This window comes from Thermosynechococcus sp. NK55a, from assembly GCF_000505665.1.
GTDB lineage: Bacteria > Cyanobacteriota > Cyanobacteriia > Thermosynechococcales > Thermosynechococcaceae > Thermosynechococcus.
Window position 1 is genome coordinate 87245 of the sequence record NC_023033.1, and the last position, 16064, is coordinate 103308.

Annotated in this window: 17 protein-coding genes; 11 read left to right on the forward strand and 6 right to left on the reverse strand. The window is 53.0% G+C overall.

Annotated elements, in window-relative coordinates; all coding sequences use genetic code 11:
* The first annotated feature begins 306 nt into the window (after positions 1 to 306).
* The 6 genes from NK55_RS00405 to NK55_RS00430 are packed head-to-tail and all read left to right on the forward strand — an operon-like array spanning position 307 to position 5874.
* Positions 307 to 2097: a DUF2339 domain-containing protein gene (locus NK55_RS00405; RefSeq protein ID WP_024123891.1), complete on the forward strand. Its 1791-nt coding sequence runs from the start codon at positions 307 to 309 to the stop codon at positions 2095 to 2097.
* The gene (gene pdxH, locus NK55_RS00410) at positions 2094 to 2729 is read left to right on the forward strand and encodes a pyridoxamine 5'-phosphate oxidase (RefSeq protein ID WP_024123892.1); all 636 of its coding nucleotides are present in this window, start codon (positions 2094 to 2096) and stop codon (positions 2727 to 2729) included. The genes NK55_RS00405 and pdxH overlap by 4 nt, the downstream gene beginning before the upstream one ends.
* A gap of 35 nt (positions 2730 to 2764) precedes the next feature.
* A complete protein-coding gene (locus NK55_RS00415) occupies positions 2765 to 3070 on the forward strand; it encodes an urease subunit beta (RefSeq protein WP_024123893.1) in 306 nt (101 codons plus the stop codon).
* A 33-nt stretch (positions 3071 to 3103) separates the two neighbouring features.
* Positions 3104 to 3859, forward strand: coding sequence for a HEAT repeat domain-containing protein (locus NK55_RS00420; protein ID WP_024123894.1), 756 nt, complete (start codon positions 3104 to 3106; stop codon positions 3857 to 3859).
* Between the two features lie 12 nt (positions 3860 to 3871).
* Complete coding sequence (locus tag NK55_RS00425) at positions 3872 to 4669, forward strand: ABC transporter ATP-binding protein (protein WP_024123895.1); 798 nt, start codon at positions 3872 to 3874, stop codon at positions 4667 to 4669.
* Between the two features lie 41 nt (positions 4670 to 4710).
* Positions 4711 to 5874, forward strand: coding sequence for a glycosyltransferase family 4 protein (locus tag NK55_RS00430; protein WP_024123896.1), 1164 nt, complete (start codon positions 4711 to 4713; stop codon positions 5872 to 5874).
* A 6-nt stretch (positions 5875 to 5880) separates the two neighbouring features.
* On the opposite strand, the gene prmA is transcribed toward NK55_RS00430, so the two are convergent.
* From prmA to NK55_RS00445, 3 genes are all read right to left on the reverse strand, one after another.
* Positions 5881 to 6780, reverse strand: a complete 900-nt coding sequence (prmA, locus tag NK55_RS00435; protein WP_024123897.1) for a 50S ribosomal protein L11 methyltransferase — start codon at positions 6778 to 6780, stop codon at positions 5881 to 5883.
* A gap of 8 nt (positions 6781 to 6788) precedes the next feature.
* Complete coding sequence (serA, locus tag NK55_RS00440) at positions 6789 to 8372, reverse strand: phosphoglycerate dehydrogenase (protein WP_024123898.1); 1584 nt, start codon at positions 8370 to 8372, stop codon at positions 6789 to 6791.
* Between the two features lie 683 nt (positions 8373 to 9055).
* Positions 9056 to 9493, reverse strand: coding sequence for a hypothetical protein (locus NK55_RS00445; protein WP_024123899.1), 438 nt, complete (start codon positions 9491 to 9493; stop codon positions 9056 to 9058).
* A gap of 199 nt (positions 9494 to 9692) precedes the next feature.
* Here NK55_RS00445 and gshA point away from each other — a divergent pair, with 199 nt between their 5' ends.
* Both gshA and lpxB read left to right on the forward strand, forming a co-directional pair.
* Positions 9693 to 10832, forward strand: a complete 1140-nt coding sequence (gene gshA / locus NK55_RS00450; protein WP_024123900.1) for a glutamate--cysteine ligase — start codon at positions 9693 to 9695, stop codon at positions 10830 to 10832.
* A gap of 2 nt (positions 10833 to 10834) precedes the next feature.
* Positions 10835 to 11998 carry a lipid-A-disaccharide synthase gene (gene lpxB / locus NK55_RS00455; RefSeq protein ID WP_041428844.1) on the forward strand — a complete coding sequence of 388 codons (1164 nt, stop codon included), beginning with the start codon at positions 10835 to 10837 and terminating at the stop codon, positions 11996 to 11998.
* A gap of 169 nt (positions 11999 to 12167) precedes the next feature.
* Here the strand turns inward: lpxB and NK55_RS00460 are convergent, their stop codons facing one another.
* The 3 genes from NK55_RS00460 to NK55_RS00470 all read right to left on the reverse strand — a co-directional run bounded on the left by NK55_RS00460 (position 12168) and on the right by NK55_RS00470 (position 13604).
* Positions 12168 to 12596, reverse strand: a complete 429-nt coding sequence (locus tag NK55_RS00460; protein ID WP_024123902.1) for a Spy/CpxP family protein refolding chaperone — start codon at positions 12594 to 12596, stop codon at positions 12168 to 12170.
* 82 nt (positions 12597 to 12678) lie between these two features.
* The gene (locus tag NK55_RS00465; RefSeq protein WP_041428846.1) at positions 12679 to 13002 is read right to left on the reverse strand and encodes a hypothetical protein; all 324 of its coding nucleotides are present in this window, start codon (positions 13000 to 13002) and stop codon (positions 12679 to 12681) included.
* Positions 12999 to 13604: a sigma-70 family RNA polymerase sigma factor gene (locus tag NK55_RS00470; RefSeq protein ID WP_024123904.1), complete on the reverse strand. Its 606-nt coding sequence runs from the start codon at positions 13602 to 13604 to the stop codon at positions 12999 to 13001. The genes NK55_RS00465 and NK55_RS00470 overlap by 4 nt, the downstream gene beginning before the upstream one ends.
* Before the next feature lie 158 nt (positions 13605 to 13762).
* Here NK55_RS00470 and NK55_RS00475 point away from each other — a divergent pair, with 158 nt between their 5' ends.
* From NK55_RS00475 to NK55_RS12215, 3 genes are all read left to right on the forward strand, one after another.
* The gene (locus NK55_RS00475; protein WP_024123905.1) at positions 13763 to 14422 is read left to right on the forward strand and encodes a MotA/TolQ/ExbB proton channel family protein; all 660 of its coding nucleotides are present in this window, start codon (positions 13763 to 13765) and stop codon (positions 14420 to 14422) included.
* A gap of 106 nt (positions 14423 to 14528) precedes the next feature.
* Positions 14529 to 14930: a DUF3110 domain-containing protein gene (locus NK55_RS00480; protein ID WP_041428848.1), complete on the forward strand. Its 402-nt coding sequence runs from the start codon at positions 14529 to 14531 to the stop codon at positions 14928 to 14930.
* Complete coding sequence (locus NK55_RS12215; protein WP_024123907.1) at positions 14931 to 16028, forward strand: glycosyltransferase family 2 protein; 1098 nt, start codon at positions 14931 to 14933, stop codon at positions 16026 to 16028.
* Positions 16029 to 16064 lie beyond the last annotated feature (36 nt).

Below are 16064 nucleotides of genomic sequence, written 5' to 3' on the forward strand. Positions count from 1 at the left end.
GACTGGCACATTGACGGAATTTACAGTTGGCAAAAGAAAATAAGAAAATTTTATAAACCTTTAATAAATTGTTTTTAATTTCCGAATGTCTTTGTGACTCAGATCACTAAAAATAAAAATTTTTCTGAAATAGAAAATTTGCTTTTTGTAACCTTTTCTGTGTGTTACAGGACGATTTCTGACCCAATTTTGTTGCCCTTTTACTCCTGTTGGGGTGCTCGTCCAGCCACTTCATAAAGTGCATTGCCCAAGGAATTGCCCTCCCTTGTAGCACATAAAACGGGGATATCGTCCGTAGGGAGCCAGATGATGGAAGACAGGGATGACTTGCGGCGTCGTCTGGAGAACTTAGAAGCCGCTGTGGCTGCTCTCCAGCGATCGCTCGAGATTTTGCAAACCGCTATTTTCCGTGAAGACCTCTCCTCTTCTGGAGTCCCAGAACTTGCAACCCAATCAACGCCACCGGAGGAACCGGCTGCGATCAAAGCGCAACCCCCAGCTCCTGAATTCCCATCGGTGGCACCCCTACGTCCAGTGACGCCTTCCCAACCTGACTGGCTACAAAATTGGGAACTGTGGCTCAACCGTCTTGGCATTGGCCTGCTGCTGTTGGGGATTGGTTTTCTCTTTCGGTATGCCGTTGAATTGGGCTGGATTACCGATGCGGTTCTGGTTGCCATGGGTTTGGTGATCGGCACTGCCTTGATGGGGTTGGGCTGGCGGTTGCAGCGGCGAGCTATCTTTAGCCAGTTTTTGCAGGGGGGTGGCCTCGCAACCTATTACCTGACGATCTTTGCTGCCTATCAGTTTTTGAGCGTCATGCCTTGGGGGGTGGCTTTCCCATTGATGGTGTTGGTGACCCTCGGGGCGTTTTTCATGTCCTTGCGCCAAAATCGAGCCATTTTTGCAGTGATTGGTGGGGTTGGTGGCCTAGGGACCCCCTTGCTGCTCTACAACCCAGAGATGAGTCGTCCTTTGGCCTTGGCCAGTTACACCTTTTTAATCCTCTTAGGCAGTTGGGCAATTTATGCAGTGAAGGGCTGGCGATCGCTCCTGCTGTCAGCCTTTTGGCTGGGATGGGTGATGTTAAGGGTGTCTATGACCACTCAGCACCTTGATCAGATGGTGGCGTTACAGGGAATTCTGGCGTTGACTTGGTTGGGCTTTACGGTATTGCCCCCTTGGTATCAGTGGCGCGATCGCAACAGGGCAGTGGAGCTATATCGCCCCCAAAAGACTTCCCCACAACCCTACGGTCAAACGATCGCCCCTTTTAACCCAGTGATTGCCCTCAGCTTAAGTGCTTCCCTCTGGGAGTGGTCAGCAACGATAACGGGGCGGGTGTTTATCCTTTTTGGGGTACTCTACCTCGGAACCAGTCTGCTCTGGCGACGCCTACCGCACCCTTGGCGCTGGGTCTATAGCTTGACGGGACTTGTGCTGATTGCCTTTGGCATTGTTGTTCGTTACTACAGCAATCGCTTTATCCTCGCACCCCTGGCGATCGAAGGGCTGATTTTGCATTATCTAAGCCAACACTATTGCTCGCGCCCCCTGCGGGTTATTGCCCATCTTTGGTGGGGACTACTCAGCCTTGGCTTTGTTGGTCAACTGCTTTTTACCGCTGCCGATCGCCCCCCGCTGTGGAATCTGGCTTTTGCCACCCATTTGGTGGTGCTTGGCGCCGCAGCAGTCAGTATTCGTTTTTTGCCCCCACCCACCCGCCCCCTGTACTGGACCTTAGGCTACGGGGTGACGATGATCTGGATTCAGCACGAACTAGCACCCTTGGGCACGGGGGCAGCCACCCTTGTGTGGGGACTCTTTGGCGTGGGACTGCTCATCGCTGGGTTGCAACGGGACAGCTCCGCCGTGCGCACTGTGGCTTTAATCACCCTCATCACTACTTTAGGGCGGCTTTTCTTTGTTGATCTCCTCAATCTTGCGCCGGTGGGGCGAGTACTCCTATTCATGGGGTTTGGTGTGACTTTTTTACTGCTGAGCTATTTTTTCCGCGCCCTCTGGCGGCGATCGCCCGTGGAATCCTCTAGGATGAGTGAAGAATCCCCAAGCAAGAAGTCCAAAGAAAACCCATGACCCGCATTGCTGATCTGCGCCGTGATTACCGTCGTCAGCGTCTCCTCGAAAGCGAGGCTGCCGAGGATCCCATCGAACAGTTTCGCCTCTGGTTTACGGATGCTGTCAACGCCGAGTTACCAGAACCCAATGCGATGACACTGGCCACAGTTGGTCTTGATGGGATGCCCACTGCCCGACTAGTGTTGCTCAAAGAAGTGGACGATCGCGGGTTTGTCTTTTTCACGAACTATCGCAGTCGCAAAGGTCGGGAATTGGCCGCCCATCCCAAGGCCGCCCTTGTGTTTTGGTGGGCAGAGCTAGAGCGGCAGGTGCGCATTGAGGGCAATGTTGAGCAAATTAGTGCAGCGGAGTCTGATGCCTACTTTCAAAGTCGTCCCCTGGGTAGCCGTTGGGGGGCATGGGCATCCGAGCAGAGTGAGGTTTTAGAGTCCTACGCCGAGCTGGAAGCCCGCCTTGCGGCAGTGGAAGCCCGCTACGGCGAAAATGTCCCTCGGCCACCGCATTGGGGAGGCTATCGTGTCCTCCCAACTCTGATTGAATTTTGGCAAGGGCGACCCAATCGCCTCCACGATCGCCTGTGCTATCGTCGCCAGGGAGACCACTGGCAGCGGGTGCGCCTCTACCCCTAGGATAGGGATACCTTGAGAGATGGGCTGAGACCCCCATGATTCCCGGTGAACTGATCCCCGCAGAGGGAACCATTGAACTTAATGCTGGCCGGCCAACGGTGACTTTAACGGTCGCCAATAGGGGCGATCGCCCGATTCAAGTGGGATCTCACTACCACTTTTACGAAGTCAATCCGGCCCTCCAGTTTGATCGTGAACAAGCGCGAGGAATGCGCTTAGATATTCCCGCTGGCACAGCCATTCGCTTTGAGCCGGGGGATGAGCGGGTGGTGCAACTAGTGGCCTTTGGTGGCACTCGTCAAATCTATGGCTTTCGGGGGGAAGTCAACGGTGCGCTCTAGTCGGGATTCCAAGCATCCTGTAGATTAAACAGTATGGATGACAATGATTTCCCCCTTCTGGACAGTTCCGAGGATGCACTAGCGGCGCTACCGAATGAGGAAAGCGATCGCCCCGATCCTGAAGCCATGCTGCCCCTGCTGACCTCTGCCGACGTGACAGAGCGGATGTTGGCGGCTCGCGCCTTTTGCGAATTGCAGGATGAACGCGCCACACCCTATCTCATCCATCTCCTGCAAGAACCCTGTCCCCTTGTTCGCGTCAGTGCGGCCTATGCCCTTGGCCGTAACCCCAGTTTGGCAGCGGTGGATGCCCTCATTCAGCAATTGGAGCGAGACTGGAATGGCTATGTCCGCAAAGGCATTGTTTGGGCCTTGGGCAACTGTGGTGTCCGCTTTCCCTTGCCAGAAATTTATCGCCGAACCCTTGACCCCTTGATTCATGCCCTGCAAACGGATATTTCTGCCGTGCGCCTGTGGGCAGCTAGTTCCTTGGGTCAGGTGGCAGAAGCAAGTGAAGAGGCGGCCACGGTTGCCATTCCTGCCCTTGCCCTCGCCTTGGCTCAGGACGAGATCGCTGCTGTGCGTAGTAACTGTGCTTGGGCCTTAGGTCATGCCTGTCGCAAAATTCCCCTTGGGCCCCTTTACACACAAGCCATTGATCAACTGATTGCTGCCCTACAAGACAGTGATATGGGCGTCCAAGAAGATGCCAAAGCAGCGCTGTTTAAGCTGGGGGATGCACGGGGACTACAAGCGATCGAAGATCTACAACTAGAAGCCTTTGGCTAAAGGATAGATCACATGGCCGAACCATTGGTAGAGCTGCGCGGTGTCTGCAAAACCTTTGGCAATAAGCATGTCCTCAATGATGTGGATTTAGTGATTTATCCCCAGGATGCCCTTGTGATTCTGGGACCTTCTGGGACTGGCAAGTCAACGATTCTGCGGATTATTGCTGGGTTGCTCGCTCCTGATCGGGGCGAAGTTTATGTGGCCGGTAAACGCCGCCAAGGCTTGCGCCAGGATGGTCTGTGCCGGTTGCGCATGAGCATGGTCTTTCAGCAATCTGCCCTCTTTGACTCTCTCACGGTTGCTGAGAATGTTGGCTTTTATTTATACCAGCACACCCGTTTGCCCGAAGCCCGCATTCGTGAAATTGTCAGTGAAAAACTGGCGATGGTCGGTCTCTCTGGCATGGAAGACCTCTACCCAGCGCAGTTGTCTGGGGGAATGCGCAAGCGAGTCAGCTTTGCCCGTGCCATTGTCGATAATCCGGAAGACCCCGATGATGATCCCTATCTCCTGCTTTACGATGAGCCAACGGCAGGGTTAGATCCCATTGCCTCGACAGTGATTGAGGATCTGATTCGTGAATTACAGCAGAAGACGGGGCATGCCTACGTTGTCGTGACCCACCAAAACAGTACGATTAAACGCACGGGCGATCGCTTGATTTTGCTCTATCAAGGGCGCATTTATTGGGAGGGAACCCAAAGGGAAGCTCAGACAACAGATAATCCCTATTTACGGCAGTTTCTCAGCGGCGATGTCAATGGTCCCATTCGCATCATTGATCAAGTGGGTACCACTGCTCTATAAATAGGCTCCATGGACAACGCATAAATAAGGAATCAATAATTGTGGCTTTACATATCGCGTGGCTTGGCAAAAAATCTCCCCCCTGTGGCAATGTCACCTATAGTCGTGAAATTACCAATGGCCTATTGGATCGCGGTTATCAGGTGAGCTTTCTGCATTTTGCCCAAGAGGATGAGCAGGAAGCCGAGCGCGAAGGTGAGATGCCAGATGTAACGCTCCCTTGCCTCTATAAATCGCAAGTCTATACCCTGCCCTCCCTGCGAGCCAACAAAGTTCTGGTTGAATCCCTCAAGAAACTTAAACCCGATATTGTCCACGCCTCATTGACCCTGTCCCCCCTCGATTTCTTTCTTCCCGACATCTGCGAAGAGTTAAAGATTCCCCTAGTTGCCACATTTCATCCTGCCTATAGCGAAAAGTATCGTACCCTAACGGCGGGCACCGCCTTGATGACTTACCAGCTCTATGCCCCCTTTTTAGCTCGCTATGACCGCGTGATTGTCTTTTCTCAATCGCAAAAGGAACTGCTAATTCGTCTTGGGGTCGGTGCTGAGACCCTGCGAGTGATTCCCAATGGGGTGGATACGCGCAAATATACCCCAGGACCTTCTACGGCCAAAGAGGACTTTAAAGCGCGCTACCTCTATGTCTACCAAGGGCGGATGGCCATTGAGAAAAATGTTGAAGCGCTCCTGCGCGCTTGGTGCGCAGCAGAAATGCCCTCGGATTGTAAGTTGCTGATGGTGGGGGGTGGTGCGCTGATGACCTCACTGATGGCGAATTATGGCCCGGAGCAAAATATTCTCTGGCTTGGCTCGATTATCAATGATCAAGAGCGGCTGCAAATTTTACGTGGCTGTGATGTCTTCATCCTGCCCTCACAAATTGAGGGGTTATCCCTTTCGCTGCTAGAGGCAATGGCCTGTGGCTTGGCCTGCCTGGCCACTGATGTCGGTGCTGATGGTGAAGTGTTAACCGGTGCCGGCATTGTCTTGAATCCCCAGTATGTGAAAACGCAGTTGCAAGCGCTGCTGCCCATTTTTTATCAACATCCGGAAATGATTCGCCTCCTGGGGGACAAAGCCCGTCAACGCGTGCTGCAGCGCTATAGCCTTAGTCACAACTTGGATCGCCTAGAGGCCTGTTATCAGGAAGTGATGACCTCCTATTCTTTGGTGCGACCGGCGGCGAAGGTGAAAAGCTAGCTCCCTTTAGTCGGGCAAATGCTCAAAGCGCGCATTGAGACAACACCACTCGTTCCGTCGCCAGACACTGCCCAAGCTCCAGCCCTGCTGTTTCAGTTGTTCTGCAACACGATCTGCTTGATCCAAGAGAATGCCACTAAAGATACCCCAGCCCTTGGGTTTCACAATTGCGGGCAAGTGGGGCAGAATCTCAATAATCACGGGTGCCAAAATGTTACAGACGACCCCATCAACGAGTTCGAGAACTTGCTCCCAACTGCCTTGGCGGACAATCAACTGGTCGGCTCCAATGCCATTCAGTTCTGCATTCCGTTGAGTGGCGGTGACAGCAAGATCCGAGGTATCCACGGCATAGGCTTTTTGTGCCCCCAGCGAGAGGCTGGCGATCGCCAGAATACCGCTACCACAGCCAATATCAGCAATCACCGTAGGCGGCAGCGGCTCAAAGGTCTGATCCAACTGCATCTCTAGGGCTTCAAGGCAAAGCTGGGTGGTTTCGTGGGTGCCTGTGCCAAAGGCCATGCCGGGATCCAGTTTGATCACCAAGCGCGTGTTATCGCGGGGCGGCATTTCCCAAGCGGGACAAATCAGGAGGCGATCGCCCACGGCTATCGGATGCCAATAGGCTTGCCAGCTATGGGCCCAATCCTGCTCGTTCACCAATTGCCAGTGGAGTTTTGGCGAGAGATAGCCCTGCGCCACCACATCCTGCTCAATCCAAACCCCTAGGGCAGCAATGTCCAGTAAGGTCACCTGCTGCTGCGGCACATAGCCTTGGATCAACACCCGTCCCTGCTGTAGTTGAGTTGCCGTTCCTTGACAGCCAAAGGATTGAAGGCGCCAATAGACCAGCTCTTCCGCCTCAGCTTGGCAAGTGACGGTAATTTCCCACCAACGCTGCACCACAACCGTGCCTACAAATTCACGATATAGGCATCACGAATACCGGGGACCTTGAGGATTTCCTCCAAGAGTCCTTCGGGTAGGGGATCGTCCAAGCTAATCACCATCACCGCATTGCCGCGCACCATCTTGCGTCCCACCTGCATACTGGCAATGTTGACATTGAAACTCCCCAACTGGGTGCCAATCTTCCCAATAATGCCGGGCATATCGCGGTGCAGTGTCAGCAGCATATAACGGGTTGGCGCCACACTAATGGGAAAGTCATCAATACTGGTGATGCGCAATTCATTGTGGGAGAGCAAAGCTCCAGACACCGAGCGCGTCACCGATGGGCTTTTGGCAATCAACGTCAGGGAGCCAGCATAGTCGCGCTGCGATTCATCGCGAGTCTCAACTACGCGAATTCCCCGCTCCTTGGCTTCTAACCCAGCATTGACATAGTTGACCCGCTCCCGCAAGGCTGGGGAGAGCAACCCCTTCAGCGCAGCAATCACAATGGGTTGACTGTCATTAGTGGCCAGTTCTCCTTGCAAACGGACTTCCAGAGACTCGACCCGGCCACCAGCCAACTGCCCCACCAAGTTACCAAGGGTTTCTGCCAACTGCATATAGGGGGCTAGTTTTTCTAGGACATCTGGGCGCAGGCCGGGAATATTCACCGCCGATCGCGCCGGCAATCCCAGGAGGACATCGCGAATTTGCTCAGCAACATCAATAGCCACATTCACCTGTGCTTCTTCAGTGGAAGCCCCCAAGTGGGGAGTCAAGATAGCTTCCATTCCCAGACTCCGCAGGGGAGAATCGGCCTCAAGGGGTTCATTTTCAAAGACATCGAGGGCAGCCCCCGCCAGCCTACCACTCTTGAGCGCTTCCACAAGGGCTGCCTCATCAATGATGCCGCCCCGCGCACAGTTAATAATGCGAGCCGTCGGTTTCATCTTGGCAATGGTTTTGGCGTTAATTAAATGCTGCGTTTCGGGAGTTTTCGGCAAGTGCAGTGTAATAAAGTCTGACTCCGCAAAGAGAACGTCCAACTCCACAAGGCGGCAGCCCAGTTGTTCAGCTCGCTCCGTTGAAAGATAGGGGTCATAGGCAAGGAGTTTCATCCCCATGGCCCGGGCAACCGTGGCTACATGGGAGCCAATTTTACCCAAGCCAATAATGCCAAGGGTTTTCTTGTAAATTTCGACCCCTGTGAAGCGTTTGCGATCCCACTGACCCGCTTTAACTGCAGCATTCGCATCGGGAATATGACGGGCAAGGGAGAGCATCATCGCTAAGGTGTGCTCCGCAGCAGCAATGGTGTTGCCCTCCGGAGAGTTGACCACCATGATCCCTTTGCGAGTGGCGGCAGGCACATCGACGTTATCTACACCTACCCCAGCACGGCCAATAATTTTCAGTTGGTTGGCAGCCTCAATCACATCTTTCGTGACCTTGGTTCCCGATCGAATCATGAGGGCATCGTATTCGGGAATAATTTTGATCAATTCTTCCTCTGAGAGGCCGATTTTGACATCTACTTGTGCCACTTGGGCAAGCAAATCAAGCCCCACCTGTTCAATGGGATCGGAAACCAGAACTTTGGGCATAGCTAAACACTATCTATAATGCCAGAGCAGATATGCTACCACATTTTATTTCGCCCAAGGTAGGGGTAGGATGCGTTTTAGGGAGAGTCTCCCCCTAAAAGGGTGGTACATGCTTTTTCTTCCGGATGGCGCTTCACCATTCAAATTAAGATGGATTACCCAAAAAGAGCTGAGATAGCAGTAGGATGACCCCCGCTGCCGCAGCAATTCCGAGACCGGTCCCAACGAGATGCCCCCACTGCTTATCCTTTTCTTTTTGTTTTATGGCCAAGAGTAGTGAGATTTTGAACAAAGGATTCTGAAAGCATCTCTAAGGGTAGATTTCTGAAGTGCTCAATACGGCGATGAATATATGCTGATGGCTAGTGTAATCGTGTGCTTCCTTCTGAAGAGCATCGGTTTTGGCTGCTTCAGTTTTCCTTTTAATTTGGCACATAATATCACATAGTATTGAGTCCACTCCAACCCGCTAGGGTGCGCTTCTGGCGATCGCAGCTAATGTGTTAGCCAGCGCAGTGAGTCGGAATATGCAGCAGGGACACCCCAAAAAATCTTTTTCTATTTTTGAAATGATTTACCCCCGTTGAGTTGTGGCGGCAGCGGGCTTGAATCAGCCAGCAGCTCGCATCTGGAGTCACCCTAGGCGGTAACCATTCCTGAGGATGGGTTAGAACAGCTAAAAACTAGAGGCGATCGCCCGCCTCAAGAATTTTTTCTAATTCGTCAGCCACCTGTAAAACGATACGGATACTCATATTGAGGGCTTCTGCATCACAATCAGCGGCGACCTTGTTACAGAACACAGCAATGTATTTATTATTAGCAAGGGGGCGCAATTCCCAAGCGCCAATTTTCTTAGTGCTATTTTCAATTAAGAGATAGTTAGCTATCTCCTGGTCAAGATAGCCGTCGGAGATGTAGCCAATTGACCAGACATCGCGAATCTCGTAGCTGCCCAGTTGCTGGGTCTGCGAGTCAATAAAGGCTTGTTGCGATCGCCCGTTACCTAGGTCAAAAATAACACGATAATCGCCATCCTCATCCACTTGGTAACGGATCCCCAATTGATCTAAGAGACGCCCGACACGCACATCTGCTTGGACTCGCCGCTGACCAAACATGCAAAAACTCCTACTGGCCAGTGTAGTTTGCACTACAGGCTATCCTATCAGATTGTTATGCTTACAGTGGCAGTTTCACGAATGTTCATATATTGTTCATATATGCGGCAAGGGCGAGAGCGTGGTATTGTGACTAAGTATCTAAAAACTCCCCATTTACGCGGGGTTGCCCATTCACCCAACTCAGTAAGGGGCTACCATGCTGTCAAAGGGCTTTGAGGTTGAACTCTATACGGGTAAACCCACAGGCGAGATTGTGGGATTGTCGGATCGCATTGTGAGGGACTTGCCGGGGTTTGTGCGTGAACCGGATAGCCGCAATGTGGAATTTACGACACCCCCTGTGTATCTCTATGACCAAGCCCTCTGTGACTTGCTGCGCCCCCGCTTTCGGCTGCGGGCCTATCTGCAATCCTTGGGGGATTTCACGCTGGTTCCGGGCAGTACCCTGAGTCTTGGTGATACTCAACGCTTTTATCGTTCTGACCCGCAGAATCCTTATCACACCTACATTGAGCAAACCTACGGCACGCGGGTGGTGACGGCCAGTGTCCACATCAATATTGGTTTGCGGGATCCAGAGGAGTTGATGCGTGCCTGTCGGCTTGTGCGGCTGGAGGCACCCCTGTTTCTAGCGCTCAGTGCTGCTTCACCGTTTCTCGATGGCCAGGTTACGGGCTATCACTCCACCCGGTGGGCCATCTTTCCCAAAACTCCACCCCAAGTGCCCCTATTTACTAGCCATGCCCACTTTATTGAGTGGACGGAGGCACAACTTCAACAGGGCACGATGCAAAATGTGCGGCACCTCTGGAGTGCCGTGCGTCCTAATGGCGATCGCCGGCCCTACGATCTGAATCGTCTGGAACTGCGCATTTGTGATTTGGTGACGGATCCCATTGCCCTACTGGCCATTACGGCTCTCCTAGAGGCGCGGCTGCTGCAATTGCTCGACACCCCTGAGCTGGATCCTTTGCGCTGGGGCGATCGCGAGACCTTGGCACAACTGGCGGATGAGAATGAGCAGCTTGCTGCAAAACGTAGCCTTGAGGCGGTGTTGACCCACTGGCGCGATCGCCGGCAACTAACGGCAGCTGCCTGGATAGCAGAACTCTATGAGGAGGTCTGGCCAATTGCCAAAGCACAGGGCTTTAGCTGCTTTCTGGCACCGATCAAGAAAATCCTGCGACAGGGAAATACCGCTCAGCAATGGTTGGCTCAATATGCAGCAGGACAATCCCTCCCTGAGATTATGGCCACAGCCGTACAAGAAATGGCCGCCAGTGAACAGGAATTTGCGGATCAACTCTGTCAACCAGTGGCGGCAGTGCGGGGCTAGGGATGGCACATTTGTTCATTAGTACGGGGGAAGTTTCCGGGGATTTGCAGGGTGCGCTACTGGTGAAGGCACTCTATCGCCTGGCTGCAGAGCGGGGAATTCCTTTGGAAATTTCTGCCCTTGGGGGCGATCGCATGGCAGCAGCAGGGGCAAAGGTGCTCTTTAATACGGGGAGTCTTGGCTCGGTAGGACTGCTAGAAGCCCTGCCCCTGATCAAACCCACGATCGCCCTCCAACTGAAGGCACGCCGCTACCTACAGCAGCATCCGCCGGACTTGGTGGTTTTGATTGATTACATTGGTGGCAATGTGGCCATGGGGCAGTTTATTCGGCGGCACTTTGCCATTCCAATTGTCTATTATATTGCCCCCCAAGAGTGGGTCTGGTCCCATAGCCTCAAGACGACCCAGCAGATTGTTGCCCTCAGCGATCGCCTGCTGGCCGTTTTTCCGGAGGAGGCCAGCTATTATCGCCGTCACGGGGCCAATGTGGTGTGGGTAGGGCATCCGCTGTTGGATCGTATTGCCGCCGCCCCAAGTCGTGAGGTGGCGCGCCAAAGTCTGGGCATTGCTGCCGATGAGCTGGCGATCGCCCTATTGCCCCTTTCGCGCAAACAGGAAATTCAATCCCTCTTGCCACTGATTTTAGGGGCTGCCACGAATATCGCTAAAGCCTATCCCAAAGCCCACTTTTGGTTACCGTTGTCTCTACAGCAGTATCGTCCAGCCATTGAAGCAGTTCTCAAGCAATATCCCATTTCCGTCACCCTTGCGGAAGACTCACTGCAAGTTCTGGCGGCAGCGGATCTGGCGATCGCCAAATCGGGCACAGTGAATTTAGAAACGGCGCTTTTGAATGTGCCCCAAGTGGTCATCTACCGTGTGCATCCCCTGAGTTTGTGGCTTTATCAGCGCTTCCTCAAATTCGATCTCCAGTTTGTATCGCCTCCGAATCTACTGGTTGGCAGAGAAATTGTCCCTGAGCTCCTACAGGGTCGCGCCACCATTGACAACATCACCGCGGCAGCTTTTGCCCTATTGGATCACCCGGAAAAACGATTGGCCATGCAGGCAGGCTACGCGGAAATGCGAGCGGCCATGGGCACTCCTGGCGTCGTCGATCGCGCCGCTACAGAGATTCTGAACTTCCTCGCTCAAAATTGCTGATCTTAAGTTGCTGAGTGGCTCTCCTGCCTTAAAGCCCAGTGCGGGACTTCCCATGCCCTTCAGGGAATATGGGAGTAAGGATGCCATAGACTTTTGCCAATCGCAAGAAAAGGGCCAGAGCCTGATGCCCTGACCGCCAACAGGGCTCAAAGCCCTATAAAACAGTTGCCTAGCGCTCTAGTCGCCGCTGACCCTGACGGTTTTGCAGGCGTTCTGCCAGGGCTTGGCGCTGCTCAGGGGTCAAAATTTTCCGTGTGGCCAGCATGCTTTCAAACCGTAATGTTGCCAGTTTTTGCTGAAGCTGTTGCACTTGGGCATGTTTGGCCCGGATTTCCTCATCGCTAGCATTGCTGGCCATGAGCCGCCGCAGTTCATCTTGGGTAGTGCGCAGTTGGGCACGGGTTTCCTCTATTTGGCTTTGATATCGCTGCCGCACCGCCTGTAAGTTTTGGCGTTGTTCAGGGGTGAGATTGAGATTCTCCACTTTGGCACCCCAATCAATGCCACGGTTAGCCGGACCTGCAAAGGTGGGCAACACAACTGCCAAGGAACTGAGGGTGCTACAGAGCAAAAGGGTAGTCAGGGATTTTTTCAACATTGCTGTGGTCTCCTGTGTCAAAAGTTAACAAAACGAATTAGCAAAATGAAAAAATGAAAGCAAGAATTACCTAAGAAAAGATTCACTCGAAGGTGACAGGTTCCGCACTCTCAAACAGCGCTTGCCAATTGGTGGCAATGAAGGTTTCTAGGCCATCGGCAGGTGTCTGCTGCGCCACTTGAGCCGCAGGTTTGAGGAACCACACACTGGCGGTGGTGGTGGCGATCGCGCCAACCCCCAAAATAGACACGACCTGCCAACGTCGCTTATTCAGCTGATATTGATGCAAACCGGCTTCAACAATACACTGTTCCAAGTAGGGAGGCGGTAGCGGGGGCGTTCCCGCGTACATCTGCACAAACTCAACCAAATTTTTATCCTCCGTAGGTGGGGGTTCACGTTTCATAGGCTGACTCCGGCTTCGGTAAAGTAAGTCCGCAAGGTGCCACGGGCGCGAAAGAGGCGGGATTTTACAGTACCCACTGGAATCCCCAGAATTTCAGCAATTTCTTTTTGGGGTAAGCCCTGGAGATCGTGCATGACCAAAACGCTGCGATACTCTAAGGGCAATGTAGCCAACCCTCGCTGTACCAAATCTTCATAGTGCAATTGCCGTAGATCTAGTCCAGGGGTGAGTGACTCCCTGTGATACAAGTATTGCTGATGTCGCGATTTGCGCATTGCCAATTGACGGCGATAGTCGCAAGCCACATTCCAAGCAATCCGGTAGAGCCATGTCGAAAACTTTGCCTCGTGTTTGAGACCCTTTAGCCCCTTCCATGCCCGCAGGAAAACCTCCTGCACCAAATCATCAAGGGCAACTGCACCGCACAACTGAAACAGGAGCGATCGCACCCGTTGCTGATGCCGTTGATACAGCTCCCGAAAGCCGTTGGGATGCCCGGCAAGGCACTGCTCAATCAGGGGGCGATCGGGATCGTTCACTTGCGGTCGGGTCCCGATATCTGTTGATGCGGTTGCCGCTGATAGGGGTAAAGATACACTCATGCGAGGTATCGCTCCATTAACGCAATCACTGTATTAGACAGGACATCAGCAACAGTGGTTCAAAACCCTTGGCAGTAGGGTTTGCTAGAATTTGGGAAACAATTGCCGCCACCGGCTGGACTATACTAAACGTCGGATGCTCTGACAGGGAACTGGCCGTGAATATCGCTGAAATTTTTAACCGTGGTGGCTTGGCCATGTGGCCACTACTCATCCTCTCGATCTTGACCTTAGGCACCATTTTTGAGCGGCTTTGGTTTTGGGGTATGGTTCTCCGAGGAGAAACCAAACTGGCGGAGCAAATTCTGGATGCCGCTCGCCACGATTGGCAAGAGGCGCTTGAGTTAGCGGCAAATGCCTGTGATCAACCCATTGGGCGCTTCCTCTACACTCCTTTACAACTGATTGACACCAACCCAGAAATCTTTCGCTTGGCTCTAGAGGCTGCAGCTGATGAGGAACTAAGTGCTATGCGGCGGGGCGAGAAGGTCCTAGAGGCAACGATTACGATGGCACCTCTACTGGGTTTATTGGGAACAGTCCTAGGTCTAATTAATGCCCTCAGTTCTATTCGCTTGGGGGATATTGGCACACCCGCAACCATGGGGGTAGGTCTCGGCATTAGTGAGGCCTTAATTAGTACCGCCTCTGGCTTGGTGGTCGCGATTATTGCCCTTGCCTTTCAGCGGCTCTTTCAAGCTTTTCTGTTGCAGCAGGCACAAATTTTTCGTCGCACTGGCAATGAATTAGAACTCACCTATCGCCAAGCATGGCTTGAGCAGCGGATCAAAGGGGAACCTGAAAAAACATTGTTCTAACTCAAGGTCTATTTTTGCATTTGGATTACCCGCAACTCAAAAATCCTAGGGGTAGGGTGAACTAAAATCGTTATAATCGCTGTTGAGATTTCATTGGCGAGGCATCATGCGCGTTTACGTGTTGCTCTATAATCCCGGGACTGAAAATGAGGGCATTCATTCTCTGCAACTGGGCGATCGCAACCTTATTCTGATGTTTGAAAGCGAAGACGATGCCAATCGCTACGCCATGCTCCTAGAGGCACAGGATTTTCATCCCCCCAGCGTCGTTCCCATTGATGCCAAGGAGGTTGAGGACTTTTGTGAATCCTCAGGCTATAGCTGTCACTTGGTTCCCGAGGGATTTGTGCCGACAAACGAGGCTGAGCGTCTCTTCTTGGCGCCCCCCGAACGCAATGTTGAAGAAACCGACTGGGAACTGGAAAATCGCGTGCCGCCCGCTGCGGAGAGTGAGTTCTCCGAAAGTGAGCTGAATCGCCTGCGTCAACAATTTGAAAAGCTCCTGTAGATGGTGCGGGTTTCTGCCTGTCTGATTGTCAAAGATGAAGCTGCCCATTTGGCACGCTGTCTGGGCAGTGTTCAGCCCTGGGTGGATGAAATTGTTGTTGTGGACACTGGCTCCAGGGATGAGACGCCGGCGATCGCTCGCCAGTTTACGGAGCGCATCTTTACTTTTCCTTGGCAGGATGATTTTGCCGCCGCTCGTAATTACTCCCTAGAACAGGCGACGGGCGATTGGATTTTAGTGATGGATGCCGATGAGGTGCTCGTGACATTGCAGGAGCCGCCTGTGCCCCTCGGACAGCAATTGGAGGGCAGTACCTTCACCGCCTACCAACTCCTACGGCGGGAAATCGGCACGGGGGAGCAATTTTCGGACTTTGCCATTGTGCGGCTCTTTCGCAATTTGCCAACACTGCGCTATCAGGGGCGCTTCCATGAGCAGTTGGTTTCCACAGCCACAGCATCCCTGACCATTGGTACTCTGGAAACCCTGCGCATTGATCACTATGGCTATCAACCTGCCCAAATTCAGGCCAAGATGCGCGATCGCAACATCCCGATTTTGGAGCGCATCCGTGCCAGCGAAGGTCTGCCTTTGAATCTCCTTTTTGCCTTGGCAGATATGTACCAGGCGGTGAATAATCCTGCCGGAGCGGAGAACTGCTACCAGGAACTCTTTGACCGCCTACTGCCTCACCTCCTCAGCGGCCAACTGCCTGAGAATGCCCCCGGTGCCCTGCCGGAAATGCTCAATCAACTGGGACGGCGCCTCTTGGCCACAGGGGATCACGATACCTTGCAACTGCTGTGTCAGCAAGGTTTGGCTTGGTTTCCCACCTATCCTCCCCTCAATGATTTGGCCGGTCGCTGGCTGATGACCTTGGGATTTCCTTTGGGGGCAACGGCCTACTTTCAGTATTGCCTTGAACTGGGGCGCACCAATAGCTACAGCAAACAGATGATTTTTCCTTTGGGTTATGTGCGGGAAATTGCCGCCGAACAATTGGGGCATGCCTATGAAGCCTTGGGCGATCGCGAGCGGGCGACGGCGGCCTTTGCCCAAGCAGCAGCCTTTCGCCAGGGGAAGGAGGATCACCCATAAAAAACAAAACAGTTAAAAAATAAAAAGTGCCGCTGT

Coding starts and splice junctions, on each gene's coding strand:
- gshA (WP_024123900.1), top strand. CDS start 9,693: ATGCTGTCAAAGGGCTTTGAGGTTGAACTCTATACGGGTAAACCCACA.
- NK55_RS12215 (WP_024123907.1), top strand. CDS start 14,931: ATGGTGCGGGTTTCTGCCTGTCTGATTGTCAAAGATGAAGCTGCCCAT.
- NK55_RS00465 (WP_041428846.1), bottom strand. CDS start 13,002: ATGAAACGTGAACCCCCACCTACGGAGGATAAAAATTTGGTTGAGTTT.
- serA (WP_024123898.1), bottom strand. CDS start 8,372: ATGCCCAAAGTTCTGGTTTCCGATCCCATTGAACAGGTGGGGCTTGAT.
- NK55_RS00470 (WP_024123904.1), bottom strand. CDS start 13,604: ATGAGTGTATCTTTACCCCTATCAGCGGCAACCGCATCAACAGATATC.
- NK55_RS00445 (WP_024123899.1), bottom strand. CDS start 9,493: ATGTTTGGTCAGCGGCGAGTCCAAGCAGATGTGCGTGTCGGGCGTCTC.
- pdxH (WP_024123892.1), top strand. CDS start 2,094: ATGACCCGCATTGCTGATCTGCGCCGTGATTACCGTCGTCAGCGTCTC.
- NK55_RS00425 (WP_024123895.1), top strand. CDS start 3,872: ATGGCCGAACCATTGGTAGAGCTGCGCGGTGTCTGCAAAACCTTTGGC.
- NK55_RS00460 (WP_024123902.1), bottom strand. CDS start 12,596: ATGTTGAAAAAATCCCTGACTACCCTTTTGCTCTGTAGCACCCTCAGT.
- NK55_RS00480 (WP_041428848.1), top strand. CDS start 14,529: ATGCGCGTTTACGTGTTGCTCTATAATCCCGGGACTGAAAATGAGGGC.
- NK55_RS00405 (WP_024123891.1), top strand. CDS start 307: ATGATGGAAGACAGGGATGACTTGCGGCGTCGTCTGGAGAACTTAGAA.
- NK55_RS00415 (WP_024123893.1), top strand. CDS start 2,765: ATGATTCCCGGTGAACTGATCCCCGCAGAGGGAACCATTGAACTTAAT.
- NK55_RS00420 (WP_024123894.1), top strand. CDS start 3,104: ATGGATGACAATGATTTCCCCCTTCTGGACAGTTCCGAGGATGCACTA.
- lpxB (WP_041428844.1), top strand. CDS start 10,835: ATGGCACATTTGTTCATTAGTACGGGGGAAGTTTCCGGGGATTTGCAG.